The sequence below is a fragment of the Pseudomonas sp. 06C 126 genome, from assembly GCF_001855215.1.
Classification (GTDB): Bacteria; Pseudomonadota; Gammaproteobacteria; order Pseudomonadales; family Pseudomonadaceae; genus Aquipseudomonas; species Aquipseudomonas proteolytica.
This window is the reverse complement of sequence record NZ_MIFU01000140.1, coordinates 117,680-140,774: the sequence shown is the minus strand read 5'-3', so window position 1 is coordinate 140,774 and position 23,095 is coordinate 117,680. Positions and strand designations below refer to the sequence as shown.

General features: G+C 62.1%; 20 protein-coding genes. 13 read left to right on the top strand and 7 right to left on the bottom strand.

Going from position 1 to position 23,095, the window contains the following annotated elements:
* The first annotated feature begins 60 nt into the window (after positions 1-60).
* The 5 genes from BHC62_RS25895 (at position 61) to BHC62_RS25875 (ending at position 9,080) form a co-directional block, all read left to right on the top strand.
* Positions 61-1,038, top strand: a complete 978-nt coding sequence (locus BHC62_RS25895; protein ID WP_070996679.1) for an asparaginase — start codon at positions 61-63, stop codon at positions 1,036-1,038.
* A 50-nt stretch (positions 1,039-1,088) separates the two neighbouring features.
* Positions 1,089-2,081, top strand: a complete 993-nt coding sequence (locus BHC62_RS25890) for an AraC family transcriptional regulator (protein ID WP_029290004.1) — start codon at positions 1,089-1,091, stop codon at positions 2,079-2,081.
* 136 nt (positions 2,082-2,217) lie between these two features.
* Positions 2,218-3,252 (top strand): histone deacetylase family protein, encoded by a 1,035-nt coding sequence (locus BHC62_RS25885; protein WP_070996677.1) that lies wholly within the window; start codon positions 2,218-2,220, stop codon positions 3,250-3,252.
* Entirely contained in the window at positions 3,249-4,340 is a 1,092-nt protein-coding gene (locus BHC62_RS25880) for a polyamine ABC transporter substrate-binding protein (RefSeq protein WP_070996675.1), read from the top strand. Before BHC62_RS25885 ends, BHC62_RS25880 begins: the two co-directional genes overlap by 4 nt.
* 120 nt (positions 4,341-4,460) lie before the next feature.
* Positions 4,461-9,080 carry a dermonecrotic toxin domain-containing protein gene (locus BHC62_RS25875; protein ID WP_070996674.1) on the top strand — a complete coding sequence of 1,540 codons (4,620 nt, stop codon included), beginning with the start codon at positions 4,461-4,463 and terminating at the stop codon, positions 9,078-9,080.
* 3 nt (positions 9,081-9,083) lie between these two features.
* On the opposite strand, the gene BHC62_RS25870 is transcribed toward BHC62_RS25875, so the two are convergent.
* Positions 9,084-10,610: a PLP-dependent aminotransferase family protein gene (locus tag BHC62_RS25870; protein WP_070996672.1), complete on the bottom strand. Its 1,527-nt coding sequence runs from the start codon at positions 10,608-10,610 to the stop codon at positions 9,084-9,086.
* A gap of 101 nt (positions 10,611-10,711) precedes the next feature.
* Between BHC62_RS25870 and BHC62_RS25865 the strand changes: the two genes are divergently transcribed.
* Genes BHC62_RS25865 through BHC62_RS25855 form a run of 3 tightly spaced genes read left to right on the top strand, consistent with a single transcriptional unit; the run spans position 10,712 to position 12,500 of the window.
* On the top strand, positions 10,712-11,359 hold the full coding sequence (locus BHC62_RS25865; protein ID WP_070996670.1) for an FMN-binding negative transcriptional regulator: 648 nt from the start codon (positions 10,712-10,714) through the stop codon (positions 11,357-11,359).
* Complete coding sequence (locus tag BHC62_RS25860; protein ID WP_070996668.1) at positions 11,346-11,792, top strand: GNAT family N-acetyltransferase; 447 nt, start codon at positions 11,346-11,348, stop codon at positions 11,790-11,792. The genes BHC62_RS25865 and BHC62_RS25860 overlap by 14 nt, the downstream gene beginning before the upstream one ends.
* Positions 11,793-11,828: 36 nt before the next feature.
* Positions 11,829-12,500: a GNAT family N-acetyltransferase gene (locus tag BHC62_RS25855; protein WP_070996666.1), complete on the top strand. Its 672-nt coding sequence runs from the start codon at positions 11,829-11,831 to the stop codon at positions 12,498-12,500.
* Positions 12,501-12,601: 101 nt separating this feature from the next.
* On the opposite strand, the gene BHC62_RS25850 is transcribed toward BHC62_RS25855, so the two are convergent.
* Positions 12,602-13,501 carry a homocysteine S-methyltransferase family protein gene (locus tag BHC62_RS25850; RefSeq protein WP_070996664.1) on the bottom strand — a complete coding sequence of 300 codons (900 nt, stop codon included), beginning with the start codon at positions 13,499-13,501 and terminating at the stop codon, positions 12,602-12,604.
* A gap of 113 nt (positions 13,502-13,614) precedes the next feature.
* On the opposite strand from BHC62_RS25850, the gene BHC62_RS25845 reads away from it, so the two are divergent.
* A complete protein-coding gene (locus tag BHC62_RS25845; RefSeq protein ID WP_070996663.1) occupies positions 13,615-14,436 on the top strand; it encodes an ABC transporter substrate-binding protein in 822 nt (273 codons plus the stop codon).
* Positions 14,433-15,263, top strand: a complete 831-nt coding sequence (locus tag BHC62_RS25840; protein WP_029290023.1) for an amino acid ABC transporter permease — start codon at positions 14,433-14,435, stop codon at positions 15,261-15,263. The genes BHC62_RS25845 and BHC62_RS25840 overlap by 4 nt, the downstream gene beginning before the upstream one ends.
* 3 nt (positions 15,264-15,266) lie before the next feature.
* Here the strand turns inward: BHC62_RS25840 and BHC62_RS25835 are convergent, their stop codons facing one another.
* Positions 15,267-15,533, bottom strand: a complete 267-nt coding sequence (locus BHC62_RS25835) for a helix-turn-helix domain-containing protein (RefSeq protein ID WP_371128935.1) — start codon at positions 15,531-15,533, stop codon at positions 15,267-15,269.
* 8 nt (positions 15,534-15,541) lie between these two features.
* Positions 15,542-16,816: a type II toxin-antitoxin system HipA family toxin gene (locus BHC62_RS25830; RefSeq protein ID WP_083335490.1), complete on the bottom strand. Its 1,275-nt coding sequence runs from the start codon at positions 16,814-16,816 to the stop codon at positions 15,542-15,544.
* Between BHC62_RS25830 and BHC62_RS28680 the strand changes: the two genes are divergently transcribed.
* Together BHC62_RS28680 and BHC62_RS25825 are read left to right on the top strand one after the other, a co-directional pair.
* Positions 16,715-16,969: a hypothetical protein gene (locus BHC62_RS28680; RefSeq protein ID WP_169389581.1), complete on the top strand. Its 255-nt coding sequence runs from the start codon at positions 16,715-16,717 to the stop codon at positions 16,967-16,969. The genes BHC62_RS25830 and BHC62_RS28680 overlap by 102 nt on opposite strands.
* 188 nt (positions 16,970-17,157) lie before the next feature.
* Positions 17,158-18,426 carry an autotransporter domain-containing protein gene (locus BHC62_RS25825; RefSeq protein ID WP_070996659.1) on the top strand — a complete coding sequence of 423 codons (1,269 nt, stop codon included), beginning with the start codon at positions 17,158-17,160 and terminating at the stop codon, positions 18,424-18,426.
* A 66-nt stretch (positions 18,427-18,492) separates the two neighbouring features.
* Here BHC62_RS25825 and oadA read toward each other — a convergent pair whose 3' ends face one another.
* Together oadA and BHC62_RS25815 are read right to left on the bottom strand one after the other, a co-directional pair.
* The gene (gene oadA / locus BHC62_RS25820; RefSeq protein WP_029290033.1) at positions 18,493-20,301 is read right to left on the bottom strand and encodes a sodium-extruding oxaloacetate decarboxylase subunit alpha; all 1,809 of its coding nucleotides are present in this window, start codon (positions 20,299-20,301) and stop codon (positions 18,493-18,495) included.
* An 11-nt stretch (positions 20,302-20,312) separates the two neighbouring features.
* Positions 20,313-21,728, bottom strand: coding sequence for an acetyl-CoA carboxylase biotin carboxylase subunit (locus BHC62_RS25815; RefSeq protein WP_029290035.1), 1,416 nt, complete (start codon positions 21,726-21,728; stop codon positions 20,313-20,315).
* Positions 21,729-21,923: 195 nt separating this feature from the next.
* Here BHC62_RS25815 and BHC62_RS25810 point away from each other — a divergent pair, with 195 nt between their 5' ends.
* Positions 21,924-22,898: a LysR family transcriptional regulator gene (locus tag BHC62_RS25810; RefSeq protein WP_070996657.1), complete on the top strand. Its 975-nt coding sequence runs from the start codon at positions 21,924-21,926 to the stop codon at positions 22,896-22,898.
* Here BHC62_RS25810 and BHC62_RS29155 read toward each other — a convergent pair.
* Positions 22,828-23,025, bottom strand: coding sequence for a PA3496 family putative envelope integrity protein (locus tag BHC62_RS29155; protein ID WP_071610068.1), 198 nt, complete (start codon positions 23,023-23,025; stop codon positions 22,828-22,830). The two genes, BHC62_RS25810 and BHC62_RS29155, sit on opposite strands and share 71 nt — an antisense overlap.
* Between the last annotated feature and the right edge of the window lie 70 nt (positions 23,026-23,095).

Here is a 23,095-nt window from a genome sequence, read left to right as displayed (position 1 = left end):
GCCGCCCGGCCTTGGGCATGCTCTGGGCCCGGCGGCGTTTTTCGTTCAGGAGATTCTTCGATGTCCAAAGCCAATCACATCATGGTGCTCTACACCGGCGGCACCATCGGCATGCAGGCCAGCGCCAACGGCCTGGCGCCCGCTTCGGGTTTTGAAGCGCGCATGCGCGAACAACTTGCCCACCTGCCAGCGCCCACTTGGCGTTTCAGGGAAATGGCGCCGCTGATCGACAGCGCCAATATGACGCCCGCCTACTGGCAGCGCCTGCGCAGCGCCGTGGTCGAAGCCGTGGACGAAGGCTGCGACGCCGTACTGATCCTGCATGGCACTGACACCCTGGCCTACAGCGCGGCGGCCATGAGCTTCCAACTGCTGGGCCTGCCGGCGCCGGTGGTGTTCACCGGCTCGATGCTGCCAGCCGGCGTGCCCGACAGCGATGCCTGGGAAAACGTCAGCGGCGCCCTGGCGGCGTTGGGCGAAGGCCTGGCACCGGGTGTGCACCTGTACTTCCACGGCGCACTGATGGCGCCGACCCGTTGCGCGAAGATCCGCAGTTTTGGCCGGCATCCGTTTGCCGCGTTGCAGCGCAACGGTGGCGTGGCCAAGGCCCAGGCGTTGCCCGCCGCCCTGGACTACCGCCAGCCCAAGGCCCTGGCCAATGTCGGCGTACTACCGCTGGTGCCGGGCATTGATGCCGGGCAACTGGATGCATTGGTGGACAGCGGCATCCAGGCGCTGGTGCTGGAATGCTTTGGCAGTGGCACCGGGCCGAGCGATAACCCGGCGTTCCTCGCCAGCCTGCAGCGTGCGCAGGATCGGCACGTCATGGTCGTGGCAATCACCCAATGCCATGAAGGTGGCGTGGAACTGGACGTGTATGAAGCGGGCAGCCGCTTGCGTGGAGTCGGCGTGTTGTCCGGTGGTGGCATGACCCGCGAAGCCGTGTTCGGCAAACTGCAGGCCCTGCTCGGCGCCGGACTGTCCAACGACCAAGTGCGGCGCCTGGTCGAACTGGACCTGTGCGGCGAACTGCGCTGAGCGGCATATAACTTGCTCCACTTCCAGCCATCCCCTGGCTGGAAGTTCCCATGCTGCACTCCCACCTGACCACCCTCAATGCCGTTTCCCTGGTGCTCAGCACCTTCAAGGCCGAAGGCTTGCCCGCCGAAGCGCTGCTGGCCGGCAGCGGTATCTGTGCGGCGGACTTGAGCCGCGCCGACACACGCATCGCCACGCACCAGGAGATGCAGGTGTGCGCCAATGCGGTGGCCTTGCAGCGCGATATCGGGCTGATCGTGGGACGGCGCATGCACGTATCGGCCTACGGCATGCTCGGCTATGCCCTGCTCACCAGTGCCACTTTCGGTGACGCTTTGCGCCTGGCCCTGCGTTATCCGGCGCTGTTGGGAACACTGTTCGAACTGAGCCTTGTGGAAGACGGCGAGCGTATCTGGTTCACCGCCAGCGATTACCGAGAGAGCCCGGCGCTGACCGCGTTCAATGTGGAGCTGTGCCTGGGGTCGTTGAAGGTGATCTGCGACGACCTGCTCGGTCACCCGCTGCCCTTGTTGGGTGCACGCTTCGAGCATGCTGCGCCGGATTATCAGGCGCGCTACGCCGAGTGCTTCGACTGCCGTTTGCAGTTCCAGGCCACGGCCAATGCGTTCGCCTTTGACCAGCGCTGGCTCGCCCAACCTTTGCCCCTGGCCGACACCGTGACCCACCGGGCCATGGCCGAGCGCTGCCGCAAACAGAACACCGAATTCACCGGGCGCGAGGCCTGGCTGGGGCGGGTCCGCCAATTGCTCACGGCGCAACTGCACGCCGCACCGGGGCTTGATGGCCTGGCCCAGCAGATGAACTGTTCGCCGCGCACCCTACGCCGCCGCTTGCACGACCTGGGCTGCAGCTATCAGGAGTTGCTGGACGAACTGCGCTTTGAGCGCGCCAAGCAACTGTTGGCACAAGACCAGTGGCCGATCTACCGCATCGCCGAGCAGTTGGGTTTCAGCGAGACCGCGAGCTTCCGGCATGCCTTTGTACGCTGGAGCGGCGTGGCGCCGAGTCAATTTCGAGCATGACGCTCCATGGAGGGGCGAATTACGGACAGATAATCTGGCCATATTTATCCCCTTTTGGCCGCTCCTGCCGTTCTCCAAACCGGTGTACCCCGCAACACTGCAAGGCATCCCAAGCAGCCTGCGGAGCACAACAAAAATGCTGACGATCTACTCGGACGATCACCACCTGCACCACGGCCGTTGCGAATTGATGGAAGGGCAATTGATGCCCTGCTTTGAAATGCCCTCGCGCGCCGATCACGTGCTGCAACGGGTCAAGGAGCGTGAACTGGGCCCGGTGCAAGCGCCCCAGGACTTTGGCCTGGCGCCACTGCAACGCATCCACAGCCGCGACTACCTCGACTTCTTCCAGGGTGCGTGGGCCCGCTGGGTAGAAATGCGCCAGGACGGCGACCTGCTGCCCTACACCTGGCCCGCCCGCACCTTGCGCCGCGTGCTGCCCACCAGCCTGCACGGCCAACTGGGCTATTACAGCTTCGACGGCGGCGCGCCGATTACCGCCGGTACCTGGCAAGCGGCCTACAGCGCGGCGCAGGTCGCACTGACGGCGCAACAGGCGATCCAACAGGGCGCCCACAGCGCTTTCGCTTTGTGCCGACCGCCAGGGCATCACGCCGCCGGCGACTTGATGGGCGGTTATTGCTACCTCAACAACGCCGCCATCGCCGCCCAGGCCTTTATCGACCAGGGCTGTAAAAAGGTCGCGATCCTCGATGTGGATTACCACCATGGCAACGGCACCCAGTCGATCTTCTACGCGCGCAGCGATGTGCTGTTCACTTCGATCCATGGAGATCCGCAGGCCGAGTTTCCGTTCTTCCTCGGGTATGCCGATGAGTTGGGCGAAGGTGCCGGCGAGGGCTTCAACTTCAATTACCCGCTGCCGGCCGGTTCCGCCTGGGACACCTGGAGCGCTGCGCTGGAACAGGCCTGCCGCAAGATCGAGAGCTATGGCGCCGAGATCATCGTGGTGTCCCTGGGCGTGGACACGTTCAAGGACGATCCCATCTCGCAATTTTTGCTCGACAGCCCGGACTACCTGGCCATGGGCGCGCGTATCGCGCGCCTGGGCAAGCCGACGCTGTTTGTGATGGAAGGCGGCTACGCAGTGGCAGAAATCGGCATCAACGCCGTCAACGTGCTCGAAGGTTTTGAGGGGGCAGCCCAATGAACATGCTCAAGTCGCTTATGCTCTGCGCTGCCGTGTTCAGCACCGCCGCCCACGCCGACGAAAAAACCCTGCGGGTCTACAACTGGTTCGACTACATCACGCCCAAGGCCCTGGAAGAGTTCAAGGCGCAGAACCCGGCGATCAAACTGGTGTACGACATCTTCGACACCAACGAGGCCCTGGAAGCCAAGCTGCTGACCGGCAACTCCGGGTATGACGTGGTGGTGCCGTCCAATGTGTTCCTGGCCAAGCAGATCGAGGCCGGGGTGTTCCAGCCCCTGGACCGCAGCCAGTTGCCCAACTGGAACCACCTCGATCCCAAGCTGATGAAGCTGATCGAGGCCAACGATCCCGGCAACAAACACGCGGTGCCCTACATGTACGGCACCATCCTCATCGGCTTCAACCCGGACAAGGTCAAGGCCGCCCTGGGCGCCGATGCACCGGTGGACAGCTGGGACCTGATCTTCAAGCAAGAGAACATCAGCAAACTCAAGCAGTGCGGCGTCGCCCTGCTGGACTCGCCGTCCGAGATCCTGCCACTGGCCCTGCAGCACCTGGGCCTGGACCCCAACAGCAACAAGCCTGCGGACTATGAAAAAGCCCAGGCCCTGCTGCTCGAGATCCGCCCGTACATCACCTACTTTCATTCATCCAAGTACATGGCCGATATCGCCAACGGCGACATCTGCGTGGCGGTCGGTTATTCCGGCAGCTTTTCCCAGGCCGCCAACCGCGCCAAGGAAGCCAACAATGGCGTGACCGTCGACATGCGCCTGCCCAAGGAAGGCGCGCCGATCTGGTTCGACATGCTTGCCATTCCCAAGGGGGCGAAGAATCCGCAGGACGCCTACACCTTTATCAACTACCTGCTACAGCCCCAGGTGATTGCGCCCATCAGTGACTTTGTCGGTTACCCCAACCCCAATAAGGACGCCACCGCGCAGGTTGCCCCGGCCATACGCAACAACCCCAACCTGTACCCCACCGAAGCCGCCATGGCGACGCTCTATACCCTCAAGCCTCTGGACAGCAAGGCAGAACGCGCCAGGACCCGCGCCTGGACGCGGATCAAGTCCGGCACCTGAGGTTGCCCCCTTGCCGCCCACCGCCGAACCGGGGTGGGCCGCAACTATCTACCGTCATCGCAGCGCCTGCGGTCAGTACCTTGCGCCTCTGAAGGTCTGTCCACCATCAAGGAGCTGAAGATGCCCAATCAATCCCCTACCGCTAACCAGAGCAACGCGATCAATCGCCCCCCCAGTACCTACGACCTGCTCACCCAACTGACGACCGGCCCTTCGAGCCGGGACGTTGCCGCCGCCACCTTGCGCTCGGCGCTCAAGGAGCAATACCCGCTGCTGGATATCGACCCGGACCTGGCGGTGGTGGTCACCCCCCGCTGGCGTATTACCCTCAGCGACATACAACCGCTTGCGCCCCTTTGCGAGTCGTTGACCAGTATTCTGGCGCGCCAGGCGTTGTCGCCCGAACCGGTGGACTATATCGACGGCGAGCATTTCCTCACGCTGACCCCTTCGGCACAGCCTCCCGTTCACCTGCCGGTGCAAATCGATGCCATCGCACGCCTGATAAACGAGCTGTCCAACCTGTTGTTCAGTGCCTTTCAAGAGCAGCAACTGGACTACTGGAATACCTCCAACACCGGTACAGGCCCACGCTGGAAAGCCTTCTCCAACATGTTGCGCAGAGTCTGGAACGTCACCGAGCATGAAGGCTGGAGCGCGCAGGAATGCGCGATGGCCAGAATATTTTTCCAGTACCCCGAGCACGCCACACGCACCGCTCAAGATCCGTACAAATCCCGCGCCTACCTGATCGACATCGATACCCTGAGTAACGGGCAAACACGCCACCTCGGCCTCTCGGGCACGGCGGTGCTGATCGGCGAGCACGAGCAACGCCCTCTGATTCTGATGCACTCGCTGGCGCAAGGTTATCAACGGTTCGACTCCCTCGAACAACTGGAGCAAACCCTACCCGCCACACTGTCCCGCACCCACCCGGACCTGTCCTTGCACTGGCGGTTGTACGAACCCCCGGCAAACTATTTCGACCACCAGGCCTGTGCCTTGATCGCCATGCAGATCGGGGTGATTGGCGCTTTGGTCGACACCGATTCGCCAGGCAGCGCAGACGATGGCGAGCCAAGCCCGATCATCGCCCGCATCCTGCCGGGCATTGAAGAGTTGAGCGATCACGAACTGTCCAATATCCGCCACATCCATGAGCGTATTCCACCTTGGCTGGCTGATGCGTCAGACCTCGACGTGTCCCTTTACAGCCACCTGTTGGTAGGCCTGGCCGAACTGCACACCCATAACCAAGGCCGGTTGTTCAACGACGGCATTGCGCCAATCCGCACCTACGCCCGGCAACAGTTGCAGGACCGCATTCAGGCCCATCGAGAGGGTGCCCATCTTGAGGTGGACGACATCGAGATCATCATCGAAAGCCCGCAAGTGTGGGGCACCTTTGTCGTGCCCGGCCCCAACACCACGACCCGCCGCGGCCTGATAGACCTGGCGCTGGAAAACCTTGCCGGCCTTCCCACCGGCCAGGCCCGTGTGCTCCACAAGGGCAGCCAGGCACCCGCGTGGTTGTCTTACCGCTACCTCAAAGGCGTGATCGAAGACCTCGACATCGGCAAGCACTACCCGGCCTTGATTAAACAGAAGCTGCTGGATGCCCCCCTGGAATCCAAGCGCCGGCAGACGCTGTACGCCATGCACCTGCGGGTGCAATTGCCCCTGCAGGCCCTGCAATGGAAGGTTCAGCACAAGCATGGCATCGACGGCCAGGGCTTTCGCTACGTTGCCGCTGCCATGCAGGTGGAGCCACATGAGCGCAAGGTCGAAGGGCAAGAGATCGTCATCCGGGCGCTGGGCTTTGTGCCGACACTGCGCCCCACCCGCGAACAGGATGTCGTCGCCAACATGTTTGTGATCGGCCCCCGTGATCACACGCGTGGCCCCTGCCTGCTGTACCGGCCGTTGCTGAACCCGTCGCTCATTCAATTCCCGTCCCGGCAAAACCTGCTTTACGCCATCAAACATGACCACGACTTGCGCGAATCGGTACTGGCCTGGCTACCGGAGGGCGCACGCTTCAACTACGCCCAATACGTGTTCCCCTATAAATTGCCCTCGCCCTGGACGGTGGTGAGGGGGCTGATCGAGTCGCAGACCCTGTTGTATATGAGTGGCCCCATCGCCTTGAGCGATGAGGTGCTGGGCAATGACACCCTGCACACGCTATTCACCGCCAATGCCAACGCGCTGGTCGAACTGGCGACCCGGCAATCGGTGTCCAATGTGCAGAAACGCTGGGCGTCTTACCGCCAGGCGGCCTGGCAGATTTTCAGCGCGGTGTTGCCTTTTTTCGGGCGCACGCTGGGAATCGCCGCGTGGATCTGGCAAATCATGGACGACTTGCAGACCATCGAGCAGGCTCAGGAGCTCGACGACCCGCAGGCCTCCTGGGCTGCCGAGGCCGATCTGTTGCTGAACCTGGGTATGGCGCTGATCCTGCACGTCGCCCTGCGCCATCCGCCCAAGCAGGTCGAACCCCTCAAACGTCTACCGGCAACGCCACCGGTGCCGGTCGAAGAACCCGCCACACCGGTTCGCAAGGTGGTAGTGGTGAAACAGCCCAACCTCAGCGAACCCGAGCTGCAGGCGCGGCATCAAGACACGCTGTACACCAGCGGTGCCCTGAACAGCCTTCCCACAAGGCTGGCCGCGACGCTCGACGGTTTCAAAGTCAGCAGGCCCACAGGGCTGGGCGCCCAGAACAAGACGCCGGGCCTGCACCTGCACCTCTATCCGCAGGGGGAAAAGTGGTATGCGCCGGTGGCAGAGCGCTGGTTCGAAGTCAACGTCGACAGCCATTCCAACGTGGTGATCATCGACCCCAACACGCCTTCGCGCACCGGCCCCTTGCTGCAGTCCAACCTGGCCGGCCAGTGGTTTATCGATACCCGCCTGCGCCTGCGCGGGGGTGGCTTCAGGAACCGCCGACGCGCCGCCCAGGCCGAAAAACCTTCGCGCATCAGCGACCTGAAGGACAAACTCAATCGCTTTGACGCCACTGAAAATCTCCGCCAATCGCAGATCTCTGCAGCCTACGCCGAGATCGGCACCGGAGCGGGCCCTTCCACCGGGGAGCGCCGCGAGTCCTTCATCGAAAAGGCCGACGAGCGCAGGGCCGAATACGAGGTCCCGATCCGTCAACTGCGGTCGCTGAACATTATCGACACCGTGCCCAATTATCAGGGCTACATGATCGATTACCTGAACAAGCAGGTGCTGCTGACCCGTTCCGTCATCGCCGAACGCCTGGAGCCGTTTCGCGCCCTGCTGTCCTCGACCTTGGCCGCGATAGAGACCGAGGGAGCGCCCAACCCCAGGGAGCAAGCCGCGCAGGCACAGGCCATGTCGACCTTGACCGTGGATATGATCCAGCGCCTGGAATACATCGACACCCGTTTTCGCCAACTGGAAAACCTCGGGATCGAAGGCGCCAGGGTGATCCAGGCCACGATGCAGGCGCTGCCCAACCTCGCCCTGCCGGACCTGAAGGCTTACAACATCACCCTGCAGCGCTACCTGTGCATCAAGGAAGGCAAGGGCGAGGCCTTTGTCGATGCGCGCGCGCGCCTGCATGACATCAGCGAGGCGGCGGACATTCACATCCAGAGCCTGATCGAAATGGTCAGCACCATCAGTGAAAGCTCCCTGGATGAGCGCATCGAAGCGCTCAACAGCCTGCTCGACCAGTTTGCGATCAACGACCAGCGCTTGCTGGACCTGCACGCCGAGCACCCGGAGCAGGTGCTGCGCGAGCCGCTGGAGAGCCTGCGCCAGCACATCGACGAGTTCGCCCGCCGCGCGGAGCAGAATCTGGCGCAATGCTTGCGCGAAAGAAAAGCCCTGGAACCCAAGCCCGAGACCGCCAAGGTTGTGCAAACGCCGAAAAAGAAAATCATCAAGACCCGCTTCGACGGCGTGGTGGTGGGCGAGCCTCGGGAAATCCAAAGCGATCTGGTGGACGTGAAGGAACCCATGACGGGCAAGGTGATTGCCACCTTCCACGAAAAAACCCCAGGGGTCTGGGTCGAGCGCGAGCAGCAGGCCAGCACCTCGCGGCCGCCTCCGGCGGTGGACCTGGGCGTCAGCATCAACGCGGGCAAAAGCGTGCTCGAAGGCGAGCCCGAGGCGACCCAGCGCATCATCTCCCACTCAAAAAAAGCCGGGCGGATCCCGGTGGAAATCGAAGAGATGTTCCACCAGTATGCCGCCCGCCTGGAGCGTGCGGTCAGCACGATTGAACAGGCGCTCACCGAACTCAATCTGACCGAAAGTGACCGCCCTTCCGCTGCCACCCTCAACAAACAGCTCAACGACACGGCCGAGCGCCTTTACGAAAAGGGCACACAGACGCGCATCAGCATGACCAAGCAACAACCGCCCACGGCCGCCCGAGTCGAATGGCTGTACGACAAGGGGCTGGTGGAAATTGCCAAGGTCGTCAACCGCCGGCGGCTCAAAGGACCGGGCAAGAACTACCTGGACGAATACGAGGTACGTGACCATCAAACCCACGAGGTGCTGTGGTACGCGCACTTTCACTACGGGTCACCACAAGCGGCGCTGCCTGACTACACCGCCGGGCATCTGAAGACCCGTGAGCAGCAGAAACTCGGCGGCGCCTTCCAGGCCACGAGCAGCAATGACCGTGACCAGATCGCGATTTATCGCAGCGAAATCCGCCTGCCATTGGCCAACAAGCTGTTTTTCAACACCTGACCCTCAGTCGGCCCGCCAGGCCTTGCGCAGCCGCGCCAGGGCCTGGGTGATGGCCTCTTCAGGCACGGCGGCAAAACCCAGCACCAGGCCGGCACGCTGGTCCTGCGGCTCAAGGGAGTCGGGCAGCCAATAGCTGCTCAAGCCGTTGATTTCGACATCGGCTTTGGCGGCCAGGTCCAGCAATTCCCGCTCCCGCGCCAGGCTGTCCACCCGCACGGTCAGGTGCAGCCCCGCCGTGACAACAGGCAGGCTGCCCATGCCGGGCACACCCTGCGGCCAGCCCGCCAACAGGGCATTGCGCCGACTCAACGCAGCACGGCGCATGCGCCGGATATGTCGCTGGAAATGCCCGCTGGCCATAAATTCAGCCATGACTGCCTGGGTGCTGACTTCCGAATGGCGCACGTCCACCGCACGGCGCCGGGCGAACGCGTCCACCAGCCCCGGCGGCAATACCAGATAGCCCAGGCGCAACGCCGGAAACGCAACCTTGCCAAAGGTGCCGACGTACAGCACCCGACCACTGCGATCCAGCGCGGCCAAGGGTGCCAGGGGGGCGCCGCTGTAGCGGTATTCGCCGTCGTAATCATCCTCGACGATCCAACCGTCGCTGCGCTCGGACCAGGCCAGCAACTCCAGGCGCCGCGCCAGACTCATGACCACCCCCAGCGGGTATTGATGGGAGGGCGTGACGTAGACCACACGATTGTCCCCCAGCGCGGTGCAGTCGATACCTTCTGCATCCACCGTCACACCCTGCATCTGTGCGCCAGCAATGGCGAAGGCGTGCCCGGCAGCGCGGTAGCCGGGATTTTCAATCGCTACGCCATCTCCCGGCCGCACCAGCAACTGTGCACAAAGGCTGATTGCCTGTTGCGCGCCACTGGTGATCACTATTTGCGCAGCGTTGCACTGCAGGCCCCGGGCGTTGCGCAAATAGGCGGCAATCAAGCCCCGCAGGCGCTCATCGCCGGCCGGGTCGCCATAGCACAGTTGCTGCAAGTCCGGCTTGCGCCAGAAAGCCGCATTCAGCTTGGCCCACACGTCAAAAGGGAACAGGTCAAATGCCGGCACGCCCACCCGAAAAGCCCGGGGCGGCCCACTGGGAGGCAGGGGTAAATGATGGGTTTGCAAACGATCCAAAGCCGGGCTGTGGATAACTTTTTTGCGAGAATTTGCCGCCGGATCGGCATCAATTGTGGATAAAGCTGGGGATAAGCCTGTTGAAAACCCTGTGGACAGTTTTGTGGATAATTTTTCCGGCAACTGCGCCACATACGTCCCATCCCCTACCCGGCCCTCGATAAAACCTTCGGCATACAGCTGATCGTAGGCCCGCACCACGCTGTTGCGGGAAATCCCCAGCGCCGCCGCCAGATCACGGCTGGCTGGCAGCCGCGTACCGCTGACCAGGCGTGCATCGAGGATGCGCTGGCGCAAGGCCAGGTAAAGCTGGCGCGTCAGGCCCTGCCGGCGGTCCAGCTCAATGCCTGCCGGGTTGAAAGACAGCGGGGGCTCGATGGGCGGCATGTGGCAGCTCCGGCATTGGTCCTATGAAATGAGCACAAGATGGCTCTTACAACGAACCATTAGCCTGCCTAGGATGCTGGCATTCGCCAAGGAAAATCTCCATGTACACACCCCGCGCCTTTGCCCTCGACGATTTGCCTGAACTGCACCAACTGATCCAACACACGCGCTTGGCCCAGTTGGTGACCGTTGGCGAACAAGGCCTGCAAGCCAGCCACCTACCGCTGCTGCTCAAGCCCGACGAGGGCCCCCATGGCACCCTCTACGGGCACCTGGCCAAGGCCAACCGGCAATGGCAGGACCTGCAGAGCGGCAGCCAGGCCCTGGTGATTTTTGCCAGTGCCGAGGCCTATGTCAGCCCGAGCTTTTACCCGGCCAAGGCGGAACACGGCAAAGTGGTGCCGACCTGGAATTACCTCGCGGTGCATGCTTACGGCCAGGCCGATGTGTTCACCGACGCCGAGCGCCTGCTGGCACTGGTCAGCGCCCTGACCGACCGCCATGAATCGGCGCGCGCGCAGCCCTGGAAAGTCAGCGACGCGCCGGACGACTACATTCAAGGCATGCTCAAGGCCATCGTCGGTTTCGCCCTGCCCATCGAGCGTTTGCTGGGCAAGCGCAAACTCAGCCAGAACTGCAGCGCAGCAGACATTGCCGGCGTGCGTGACGGTCTGGCCGCCAGCCCCGATGTACGCGACCAGACCCTCGCCCGCTTCATTCCCCAAGGAGCCCCCCATGCACCCGATTGAAATCCGCCCGGTCAGCGCAGCCGATCATGCCGCCTGGTTGCCGCTGTGGCAGGCGTACCTGCGTTTCTACAACAGCGAGCTGCCAGACACGGTCAGCGCCAGCACCTGGCAACGCCTGATCGACCCCAACGAGCCGACGCACTCGGCCCTGGCCTGGCAGGATGGCAAGGCGCTGGGCATGGTCAATTTCATCTACCATCGCTCCAACTGGAGCATCGAGAACTCCTGCTACCTGCAGGATTTGCTGGTAGAACCGGCGCAACGCGGCAGTGGGATCGGCCGCAAACTGATCGAATACGTCTACACCACCGCCAAGGCCGATGGTTGCTGCAAGGTCCACTGGTTGACCCATGAGAGCAATGCCACGGCGATTGCGTTATACGAACGTATTGCTGAGCGCCCTGGTTTTATCCAGTTTCGCAAAGGCCTCTGAAGCCAAGGCCTCAATACAACTCCCCTGGAGAACAGCATGTCGACTTCACTTGCAGACTGGAAAGGCGTCGCGGCGCCCAGCGTTCAACTGATCGAGGGGCGTTTCATTCGCCTGGAAAAACTCGATCCGTCTCGGCACGCCGATGGCTTGTGGCACGCCCTGCAAGGCCCGGGCGCCGACCCCAAGCTGTGGGACTATTTGCCCTACGGCCCATTTCTCGAGCGCGCGGCCTTCGATGCCTGGCTGAACAATCACGCGCTCAACAGTGACCCGTACTTTTTCAGCGTGATCGACCGTGCCAGCGGTGAGGTACAAGGGATTCTGAGCCTGATGTCCATCGTCCCGGCCCAGGGCCGCATCGAAATCGGCCACGTCACCTTTGGCGCCCCGATGCAGCGTTCACCGAAAAGCACCGAAGCGGTGTACCTGCTGGCCAGGCATTCCTTTGAACTGGGCTACCGCCGCCTGGAATGGAAGTGCAACAACGCCAATGCCCGCTCCAAATACGCAGCCGAACGCCTGGGCTTCAGTTTTGAAGGGGTGTTCCGCCAGCACATGGTGGTCAAGGGACAGAACCGCGATACGGCGTGGTATTCGATTTTGGATGGGGAGTGGCCGACAGTGGGTGCCGGGTTTGAAGCGTGGCTTGCCGATGCCAACCAGACGACAGATGGGCAGGTGAGAAGCCTGGCAGAGTGCCGGGCCTGATCCCACCTCAAGGCAGTACAGATCAAAGCTGTCGAGCTTCGACGAGGCTGCTATGGCGGTGGGTCAGGCACCCACAAGGGTTTCGTTGGATGGCGCTGGGGTCAGGCCAGCTTTTGCGCCAACACCGCGATGTGTTCCGGGCCAATCCCGCAGCAACCGCCCAAATGGCTGGCACCGCGCGCCTGCCAGTCAGCCGCCCAATGCAGGTAACCGGGCGGGTCGAGGTCTTCGCGCAGCGGGTCCAGGCCATCGTTGGCCGTGGCTTGCTTGGGTTGCGGCGGGAAGGCGTTGGCGTAGGCGCCGATATGGATATCGCGCCCCAGGCGCTCAAAGGTCTGCCGCGCAGCGTCAATCGCGGCGCCAATCACCTCCGGCTGGCTGCAGTTGAACAACAACACCTGCACACCCAACTGCGCCGCCGCTTCTGCTGCGTCTGTCACGGGTTCGCCCGAACGCAGGCGCGGCACCTCATCGGTGTCTTCGTCGCGCAAGGTAAACGACAGCCAAAACGGTTTGCCGTCATCGGGCAGGCCGGCGTGAATGGCCCGGGCTTCGACGATGGAGCTTTGGGTTTCCGCCAGCCACAGATCGACATGAGGCCCCAGGCCCGCTACCAGCGGCGCCAGCAGCTCAAGGGCGCGATCGGCTTCAAACAGGTCAGGGCGATAGGAGCCAAACAACGGCGGCAAGGAGCCCGCCACACGTACCGCCTTGCCCGAGGCATCCACCGCCCGGCGCGCGAGTTCGCCCGCCAAGGCCGCCAGGGCCTGGCCTTCGGCGGCAAACCGCGCCTCGCCGATATGGAACGGCACCACCGCATAGCTATTGCTGGTGATGACATTGGCGCCGCTCTCGATATACGCCGCGTGCACCGCTTCCACCGCTTGCGGGGCTTCGCTCAAGGCCAGCGCAGACCACTCCGGCTGGCGAAACGGCGCGCCACGGCGCTGCAGTTCGCGGCCCATGCCACCGTCGAGAATCACTGTGTGTACTGAGCCCATATGCCTTTTACTCATATGCTTATGAAAATAACTCACTATCAGAGTCGTTCTTATAACTATTTAATACGCACCTTCTGGTTATTAACAACCTCTTTTTTATTCAGGTATTCATCGTGAAATTTCCACCGCTGCTGGCCCTCGGCCTGACGATTCTGGCCGCCTCTACCCAAGCCTTTGGCGGTGCCACTCTGGAGCGCATCGAGAAAAAGCAGGAACTGGTCGGCGTGCTGATGGAAAGCTACCCGCCGTTCTCATTTCTCAATGAGCAGAACCAACTCGATGGCTTCGACGTCGATGTGGCCAAGGCGGTCGCGCAAAAACTGGGCGTGAAGCTGCGTCTGGAAACGCCCTCCTGGGATGTGATCGCAGCCGGTCGCTGGAGCGGCCGTTACGATATATGCATCTGTTCGATGACCCCGAGCAAAGCCCGCGCCGAGGTATTTGACTTTCCGGTGCAGTACTACGCCTCACCGGCGGTGATCGTGGTCAATGCCCAAGACAATCGCATTCATGGCGCCAAGGACTTGAGCGGCAAGAAGGTCGGGCTTACCAGCGCCTCCAGCTATGAAAGCTACCTGAACAAAAACCTGGTGATCGAAGGCGCCGAAGACACGCAATTGCAGTACCCCTTCGAGGACGTGCAGATCGCGCCCTACGACACCGATAACGTAGCCTTCCAGGACCTCGGCCTGGGTGCAGGGGTACGCCTGGATGCAATCCTCACCAACCTGGTCACCGCCCAGCCGCGCTTGACCGAGGACAAACGCTTCAAGCTCGCTGGCGAAGCGCTGTACTCAGAACCCAATTCAGTGGCGATCGAGAAAGGCGACCCGCAGTGGGACAGCAAAGTGCGTGAAGTCTTCGCCCAGCTGAAACAGGACGGCACCTTGAGCAAGCTGTCGCAGAAATGGATCGGCGCCGATATCAGCCAATGACCGCCTTTCCCCCACCTCCCAAGCCGGTGGCTAGCGAATCGCGGCTACAACGCCTCTTCGGTTTCCGCACCCGCCTGTACCTGACCTGGGCGGTGCTGTTCGCCCTGTTCGCGAGTTTTTTCCTGAGCTTTGACCTGAAGTTCTCGATCATCCTCGACAAGCTGCCCAACCTGCTGGGCCTGAGCCTGGCGCCCAGCGGCTTCCTGCAAGGCGCAGCGCTGACGTTGTTTCTGTGCCTGTGTTCGATCGCGGCTTCGTCAGTGCTGGGGTTTGTCACCGCGCTGGGACGCCTGTCGAAAAGCGCCGTGGCCTTTGGCATTGCCAGCTTCTATGCGTCGTTCTTTCGCGGCACACCGTTGCTGATCCAGATCCTGTTGATCTACCTGGGCCTGCCGCAACTGGGCCTGGTCCCGGGCGCCATCGCCGCCGGGATCATCGCCTTGTCGCTCAACTACGGGGCTTACCTGAGCGAGATCTTCCGTGCCGGTATTCTCGGCGTGCCCCATGGCCAACGTGAGGCCGCCCTGGCCCTGGGCATGCGTGACAGCCTGATCTTCTGGCATGTCACCCTGCCACAAGCCATGCGTACGATCATTCCACCCACCACTAACCAGTTCATCTCGATGCTCAAGGACTCGTCGCTGATTTCGGTGATGGGTGTCTGGGAAGTGATGTTTCTGGCGCAATCCTATGGCCGCTCCAGTTATCGCTACATCGAGATGCTGACCACTGCGGCGATCATTTACTGGGTGTTGTCCATCGGCCTGGAACTGATCCAGGCCCGTATGGAGCGCCACTACGGCAAGGGTTATGTACGACGCGGCTAAGCTTCAGCCCAGCGAACGTCGTACCCTGACCACCCCCATCTGCAAGCCGAACGGACGGAACACGGCGTTCAACGACTTGAGCGTCTGATTGCCCTCGCCATGCTCGATATGCACCAGCGTGCGCACGGAAATCTTGCACATCCTGGCAAATTGGCTCTGGTGCAGGCCCGTGACTTCAACGCGAAGGCGGCGTACCGCTTCGCCGATTTGCAGGGTGCCTTGGGCCAGGCCCTGCTCGATGCCCTGGATCAGCAGGGCGCGTGTATCCATGCTGACAGTCATCGCAGCCCCCATTGCTGTAGACGTTGATCCAGTTTGCCGAGCGCGATCGCGGGGTGCTTCCAGGTTTCCTGGGGCAAACCACTGTTCACCAGAATGTCCGGCAACGCCCGCAAGTGTTCGGCGTCGGCGCGCAGTCGTTCAAAGGCTTGCTGCGGATCAACCAGGCCCTCGAGTGCGCCGCAAACCCCTTGCCAGTCAATTTCACCGGCCACTTCCAGGCCCTTGGGCCACTTGGTGGTGCGGGTGATGCCTTCGGCATCCATGACCATGGGGGCCAAGTCATAAATCGGCGCCAGACGCATGGAGTTGCGCTCGCGGATAATCGAAGTGTTACGCCCGTGGTTATCCGAGTTGCCGAGGATTTTGTTGAGCAAGTCTCGCCGCAAATACTCGGCGACCAAGTCGGCAATGCCGTCACCCTGCCCGACCTGTCGCCAGTGTTCGGCGAGCATCTGCACGACGTGCAGATGATCCAAATAGCTGCCCGGCGTAACGACCCCCGCCAGTGAATAGATCGACTCGACGGCCAGCCGCTCGACGCCCGCCGACGTGACGTTACGGTCAAAACGCTGCATCCACAGGCTGGGTTTGTGCGCCTCTTCCAACGCCAGCCCTTGGGCGGCGACGGTTTCGATACCCAGCGCCTGCAGCGCCTTGTAGTAGTGAAATTCGCTCCTGAGGATCGCTTGGTCGTTGAGGGTCGCGCCATTGCGGGCAAACTTGATAAACCAGTGTTGGGCGACCTCGGCGTCGGGAAGAACAGCGTCCGGATACAGCAGGCCGTCGCGATGCTCGGCCATCAACAACTTCGGCGCTTCGCCGCCCGCCCCGGTCGCGCCGCCAATGGCCGCGCCTTGCTCATAGGCGTATTCCAGAAAGCCATTGTCGCGACTGACCACATCGTGACGGCTGAAGCCCACGGCGGGCCTGACACCCAATGCCTCGACGGACTCCTTGATGCGCAGGTTGCCAATAGGCGACGGTGTGCAGCGGCCCAGCAGAAACAAGTCGACGCTGACATCGTCCGGCTTGTCGGCGCCCATTCGCTGCAGCAGGAAGCGTTTCGCCGCACCCGCCGGTGCGATGTCATGCAAGAAGGCAGGAGCCGTCTTGAGGAAGGTGACATCCCACTCCAGAGGAAACCGCCCACTCACAGCAGAACAAAAACCTTGTTCAATATCGTCCAGGTGCTCCACGAGATAGTCCTGCCGATAATGAAACCGACAGGGTCCATCAAAACCATTTTGAGGCTCGGAAAACTCCAGCCGCATTGCGTCGTGCCAATGGCCGGCATTAAAGATTTGCAACATCAGGGAGTGAATGGCTTCCGTTGGCAATTTAATGCACCTTCGGCGAATGAAGCAGGCTTGATTACGCAATATAGTGCATGCGCGATTGCCAAGCCCGCTTTATTTACGCAATAAAATGCATTTATTGCGCTTAAGCGGGTTAAAAAACGCAATAAAATGCAAACCAGCTCACCTACATTGAGCACGCGTACATTCGCTCCGGACTAAAGACATCTCCCGCGCACTACGCACGCCGCCGCTGACAGTGGTACGCCGGCCACCTCGCTAAATTCCCTGCCTCACATATCAGAGGTTGGGACCGTATGCCCTACACATCCAAGCGACTTGCCATAGTCATGACCTTCGCGCTGAACGCTGCCAGTATTTCAATGGTTGCCGCACGCGGGGATATGGAGCCACCCAGCGACAGCGAGCAGGCACATCCCGTACCTGCCAGCGCTTTTTATTTCGCCGACTACGCCACCACCCACAACGGCCGCAGCGTCGCCCAGGTACTGGACAACGCCATAGACGCATTGTGGGAGCCAGGCGTTCTGAGCGATTACGATCTGGAGCGGATTACCCATGACTACCACTACTTCAGCAACCTGGCGCCCAACAGGCTCGGCGCGGTGCTTGAACAACTGGCCGGCAGCCAGAACGCCAACCTGGGCAGCGCCACCCAGAACAGCCTGGCCCCGCTGAACGCCAGCCTGCTGTCAGTGATGCGCGAGGGGAACGGCGATGCCCCCGGGCGTTTCTGGTTCCAGGGCCTGGGCAGCGGCGCCAGCCTGGGCGGGCAGCACGGCAGCGCTGGCCTGCAGCAACGTACCCGAGGCCTGGTGCTGGGGGCCGATTGGGCCGTGGACCCTGCCTGGCGCGTGGGTGTCGTGGGCGCCAAATCCACCAGCGACCTGAGCGCCAAACGCTTCAAGGCCGGGCTGGACAGCTGGCACCTGGGGGCTTACGCAGTGCGCGAGGACGGGCCACTGGCGCTGCGCCTGGGAGCGATCCATAGCAGCCACGCCGGCCAGAACAAACGCAGTGTCGACTTTGATTTCATCGACTATCGGGAGCAGCTCAAGGGCAAGTACACCGCGCAAAGCCAGACGCTTCTCAGCGAGCTGGGCTATCGCGTGGACCACGGCAGTTTCACCGTCGAACCGTTCGCCGGCGTAGGCTATCAGCGCTACCAGCGCGAACGCTTCAAAGAAAAAGGCGGCATGAGCGCCCTCAACGTCGGCGAGCAAACCCAGCAGAATCTGAGCACCACCCTCGGTCTGCGCATGAGCAGCCTCTACACGCTGGACAACCAGATGAGCCTCAAACCTCACGTCAGCGCGAGCTGGAAGCATCTGTACGGCGATGTAGGTAGCAGCGTGCGCCAGTCCTCCGCATGGGTGGACAAGGACGCGTTCAACAGCGATTTCACCATCCAGGGCACCGCGCTGAACCGCGACAGCCTGGCCTTGCAGGCCGGGCTGGGGCTGGCAGTGTCGGCCACGCAGAGCGTCGGCCTGACTTACACCGGTGACGTTGGCGCGCGCAGCACCAGCCAGGCAGTCATGGGCCAATGGACCCTGACCTTCTGAATTTTGCGCAAAAAAAAGGGGGCACATGCCCCCCGAGGATTAAGCGGTAGTGTCGAAGGCTGTGTATCAGCCTTCGATTTCGATCAGGATTTCGCCCGGGTTGACCCGGTCGCCCTTGGCCACGTGAACGGCGCTGACCTTGCCGGCGATGGCCGCCTGCACTTCGGTCTCCATCTTCATCGCTTCGGTGATCAGCACAGCCTGGCCGGCCTTGACCACGTCGCCTTCCTTGACCAGCACATCCACGATATTGCCCGGCATGGCCGTACTCACATGGCCCGGCTCGCTGGCTTGCTTGCGTTTGCTGGTGCCGCCGCCGACGAATTCGTTGAGCGGTTCGAACACCACTTCTTCCGGCATGCCGTCGATGGACAGGTAGAAGTGACGCTTGCCTTCGGCCTTGACGCCGACACCGGTGATATCGACGCGGTAGCTTTCGCCGTGTACGTCGATGACGAACTCGGTCGGCACGCCTTCACCGCCGGCACGGGCCACGCCGCCGGCTTCAGGGATTGGCAACAGCACTTCAGGGCTCAGGGTCCCGGCTTCACGCTCTTCGAGGAACTTGCGTCCGATATCGGGGAACATGGCGTAGGTCAGCACGTCTTCTTCAGACTTGGCCAGCGCGCCGATTTCGCCACGCAGCTTGGTCATTTCCGGCTTGAGCAGGTCGGCCGGGCGCACGTCGATCACGTCTTCGCTGCCGATGGCCTGGCGCCGCAGTTTCTCGTCCACGGTGCCCGGCGCCTTGCCGTAGCCGCCCTGCAGGTAGAGCTTCACTTCATTGGTGATGGTCTTGTAGCGCTCGCCGGCCAGCACGTTGAAGAACGCCTGGGTGCCGACGATCTGCGAGGTTGGCGTCACCAGCGGCGGGAAGCCGAGGTCTTCGCGCACCCGCGGGATTTCGGCCAGCACTTCGCTCATGCGGTTGAGGGCGCCCTGCTCTTTCAACTGGTTGGCCAGGTTGGAAATCATCCCGCCCGGTACCTGGTTGACTTGCACGCGGGTGTCGACGGCGGTGAATTCGCTTTCGAACTGGTGGTACTTCTTGCGCACGGCGTAGAAGTACAGGCCAATTTCCTGCAGCAGTTCCAGGTCCAGGCCGGTGTCGAATTCGCTGCCTTTAAGGGCGGCGACCATCGACTCGGTGCCCGGGTGGCTGGTGCCCCAGGCGAAGCTGGAGATGGCGGTGTCGATATGGTCGGCACCGTTTTCGATGGCCTTGAGTTGGCACATCGCGGCCAGGCCAGCGGTGTCGTGGGAGTGGATAAAGATCGGCAGGCTCTGCTCGGCCTTCAGCGCCTTGACCAGCTCGCCGGTGGCGTACGGGGTCAGCAGGCCGGCCATGTCCTTGATTGCCACCGAGTCGCAACCCATGGCTTCCATTTGCTTGGCCTGGGCCACGAATGCCTCGATGGTGTGCACCGGGCTGGTGGTGTAGGCGATGGTGCCCTGGGCGTGCTTGCCCGCCGCTTTCACCGCTTCGATGGCCACGCGCAGGTTACGCACGTCGTTCATGGCATCGAAGATGCGGAACACGTCGATGCCATTCACGGCGGCCTTGGCGACGAAGGCCTTGACCACATCGTCGCTGTAGTGGCGGTAGCCCAGCAGGTTCTGGCCACGCAGAAGCATTTGCAGGCGCGTGTTAGGCAACGCGGCGCGCAGTTTGCGCAGGCGCTCCCACGGGTCTTCTTTCAAGAAACGTACGCAGGCGTCGAAGGTCGCGCCGCCCCAGACTTCCAGGGACCAGTAGCCGACTTTGTCGAGCTTGTCGCAGATCGGCAGCATGTCGTCAGTGCGCATGCGGGTCGCCAGCAACGATTGGTGGGCGTCGCGCAGGATGGTGTCGGTTACGAAGATTTTCTTAGACATTGGAATGTTCCTCACAGGCCTGCGTGGGCGGCGATGGCGGCGGCGATGGCCAGGGCCAGCTCTTCGGGTTTGCGCTTGATCGAGTAGTTGGTCAGCTCAGGGTGGCTTTCCACAAAACTGGTGTTGAACTGGCCGCTGCGGAATTCCGGATTGCGCAGGATTTCCTGGTAGTAGGCGGCGGTGGTCTTCACGCCTTGCAGGCGCATGTCGTCCAGGGCACGCAGGCCGCGGTCCATGGCTTCTTCCCAGGTCAGCGCCCACACCACCAGTTTCAGGCACATGGAGTCGTAGAACGGTGGGATGGTGTAGCCGGTGTAGATCGCCGTATCGGTCCGCACACCCGGGCCGCCGGGGGCGTAGTAACGGGTGATCTTGCCGAAGCTGGGCAAAAAGTTGTTCTTCGGGTCTTCGGCGTTGATGCGGAACTGCAACGCAAAGCCACGGTGCTGGATATCTTCCTGTTTTACCGACAGCGGCAGGCCGGACGCGATGCGGATCTGCTCGCGGACGATGTCGATCCCGGTGATTTCTTCGGTGATGGTGTGTTCTACCTGCACCCGGGTGTTCATCTCCATGAAGTACACCTCGCCCTCGGCGAGCAGGAACTCCACGGTGCCGGCGTTCTCGTAACCCACGGCCTTGGCCGCGCGCACCGACAGGTCGCCGATATAGGCGCGCTGCTCGGGGGTCAGTTGCGGGCTTGGGGCAATTTCGATGAGTTTCTGGTTACGGCGCTGGATCGAGCAGTCGCGCTCGAACAGATGCACCACGTTGCCAAAACTGTCGCCGAGGATCTGCGCCTCGATGTGCTTGGGATTGACGATGCATTTTTCCAGGAACACTTCCGCCGAGCCGAAGGCCTTGGTGGCCTCGGAGATCACGCGGGGGAAGGCTTGTTCGAGTTCTTCACGGCTGTTGCAGCGACGAATGCCGCGCCCGCCACCACCGGAGGTGGCCTTGAGCATCACCGGGTAGCCGATGCGGTCACCTTCGGTCAGTGCTTCGGCGATGTCGGCAACGTTGCCTTCGGTGCCGGGGGTGACCGGCACACCCGCCTTGATCATGCTGCGGCGCGCTTCGGTCTTGTCGCCCATGCGGCGAATCACTTCGGCCGATGGACCAATGAATTTGATACCGCGTTCGGCGCAGATATCCGCCAGTTCGGCGTTTTCCGACAGGAAGCCGTAGCCGGGGTGCAATGCGTCGCAGCCGGTTTCCACCGCCAGGTTCACCAGCTTGCGCGGGTTCAGGTAGCCGGCCAGGGGCTCGGCGCCAATGCTGTGGGCCTCGTCGGCGCGCTTGACGTGCAAGGCATGCCGGTCTGCGTCGGAATAGACCGCCACTGAACGGATACCCATTTCGGCACAGGCCCGCACGATGCGGACGGCAATCTCACCACGGTTGGCGATCAGGATCTTTGTTATCACTTGGAATTTCCCTTGAGCCGATTGCTGCATTCATCGACCTGCTAGACCAGGTCGGCGCGTGACCAAATGTTTCAAGCCAGTCGCGAGATACACACTATGCGCACTTAGGGATTAACAAAAATCAATAATTATTGGGTTGTGTATAAGTAAAGACTTATAGTTGAGCGCACAGACCCCGGCGAGCCCTTTTTAATTATGCGTAAGTCATTGATGCGTATGACATTACGTCAATTGCAGATCTTTAATGAGGTCTGCGATTTGCGTTCCTACAGCCGCGCAGCTGAAGAAATGTCCCTCACTCAACCGGCGGTCAGCCTGCAAATTCGCCAGCTCGAAGAGCTGGTCGGCCAGCCGCTGTTCGACTACGTGGGCAAAAAGCTCTACATGACCGAAGCGGCCGAAGCCCTGCAACGGGCCAGCCGGGACATTTTCGGGCGCCTGGAAAACCTCGATATGCAGCTCTCGGACATGCAGGGCTCGCTGCAGGGGCAATTGAAGCTGGCGGTGGAGTCCAGCGCCAAATACTTCGTGCCGCACTTGTTCGCCGCCTTCAAGCGCCAGCACCCGGAGGTGCAGTTGCACCTGACAGTGGTCAACCGCGCCCAGGTGATCCGCCGGCTGTCGGACAACCGTGACGACCTGGTGATCATGTCCATGGTGCCTCAGGACATGGGCCTGGAATTCCTGCCGTTTCTCAATAACCCGATTGTGGCGGTGGCCCCACCGGACCATCCGCTGAGCCTGCAAGGGCCGCTGCGCCTGCAAGACCTGGAGCCTTACACCCTGTTGCTGCGCGAACCCGGCTCCGGGACGCGTTTGGCCTGCGAGGAATACTTCAAGGAAAAGCGCGTGCACTTCACCCAGACGGTGGAAGTGGCCTCGGCCGAGGCACAGCGCGAGTGCGTGGTGGCGGGGTTGGGCGTGGCGCTTTTGACACGCCACGCCCTGAACCTGGAACTGGCCACCGGCGGGCTCAAGGAGCTGCCGGTGGAAGAGCTGCCGCTGTACCGCAGTTGGTGCCTGGTGCAGGCCAAGGCCAAACGCCTGTCACCGGTGGCCCATGCGTTCCTGGGCTTTATCCGCGGCGAGCGGGTGCAGATCAGCGCGCTGGCTGAACGCTTCGCTGGGCAGCCGCGGGTGCCTGCCAGTGCAACTCCGGGTAGTCACTGATGCTCTGCAGCAGTTGACGCTGCTCGCAGCGATCTTCAATTGCACGCCGGAACGCCATGCGGCGCTGGTCTTCCTGCTGACGACGGGTCTTGACGGTGCTGGTGCTGTCTTCGTAGTGCCGGGCCATTTCGAGTCTCCCAATGCGAGTACGGGGAGTTCAGGATGGGCACGGGGGATGACGGTTTGGCGGCGCGGGG

What these genes read in the sequence shown, in the direction of transcription:
- BHC62_RS25890 (WP_029290004.1), top strand. Translation starts at nt 1,089, where the DNA reads ATGCTGCACTCCCACCTGACCACCCTCAATGCCGTTTCCCTGGTGCTC.
- BHC62_RS29155 (WP_071610068.1), bottom strand. Translation starts at nt 23,025, where the DNA reads ATGGCCCGGCACTACGAAGACAGCACCAGCACCGTCAAGACCCGTCGT.
- oadA (WP_029290033.1), bottom strand. Translation starts at nt 20,301, where the DNA reads ATGTCTAAGAAAATCTTCGTAACCGACACCATCCTGCGCGACGCCCAC.
- BHC62_RS25895 (WP_070996679.1), top strand. Translation starts at nt 61, where the DNA reads ATGTCCAAAGCCAATCACATCATGGTGCTCTACACCGGCGGCACCATC.
- BHC62_RS25865 (WP_070996670.1), top strand. Translation starts at nt 10,712, where the DNA reads ATGTACACACCCCGCGCCTTTGCCCTCGACGATTTGCCTGAACTGCAC.
- BHC62_RS25810 (WP_070996657.1), top strand. Translation starts at nt 21,924, where the DNA reads ATGCGTAAGTCATTGATGCGTATGACATTACGTCAATTGCAGATCTTT.
- BHC62_RS25875 (WP_070996674.1), top strand. Translation starts at nt 4,461, where the DNA reads ATGCCCAATCAATCCCCTACCGCTAACCAGAGCAACGCGATCAATCGC.
- BHC62_RS25850 (WP_070996664.1), bottom strand. Translation starts at nt 13,501, where the DNA reads ATGGGCTCAGTACACACAGTGATTCTCGACGGTGGCATGGGCCGCGAA.
- BHC62_RS25885 (WP_070996677.1), top strand. Translation starts at nt 2,218, where the DNA reads ATGCTGACGATCTACTCGGACGATCACCACCTGCACCACGGCCGTTGC.
- BHC62_RS25880 (WP_070996675.1), top strand. Translation starts at nt 3,249, where the DNA reads ATGAACATGCTCAAGTCGCTTATGCTCTGCGCTGCCGTGTTCAGCACC.
- BHC62_RS25830 (WP_083335490.1), bottom strand. Translation starts at nt 16,816, where the DNA reads ATGCGGCTGGAGTTTTCCGAGCCTCAAAATGGTTTTGATGGACCCTGT.
- BHC62_RS25840 (WP_029290023.1), top strand. Translation starts at nt 14,433, where the DNA reads ATGACCGCCTTTCCCCCACCTCCCAAGCCGGTGGCTAGCGAATCGCGG.
- BHC62_RS25870 (WP_070996672.1), bottom strand. Translation starts at nt 10,610, where the DNA reads ATGCCGCCCATCGAGCCCCCGCTGTCTTTCAACCCGGCAGGCATTGAG.
- BHC62_RS25855 (WP_070996666.1), top strand. Translation starts at nt 11,829, where the DNA reads ATGTCGACTTCACTTGCAGACTGGAAAGGCGTCGCGGCGCCCAGCGTT.
- BHC62_RS25860 (WP_070996668.1), top strand. Translation starts at nt 11,346, where the DNA reads ATGCACCCGATTGAAATCCGCCCGGTCAGCGCAGCCGATCATGCCGCC.
- BHC62_RS25835 (WP_371128935.1), bottom strand. Translation starts at nt 15,533, where the DNA reads ATGGATACACGCGCCCTGCTGATCCAGGGCATCGAGCAGGGCCTGGCC.
- BHC62_RS25825 (WP_070996659.1), top strand. Translation starts at nt 17,158, where the DNA reads ATGCCCTACACATCCAAGCGACTTGCCATAGTCATGACCTTCGCGCTG.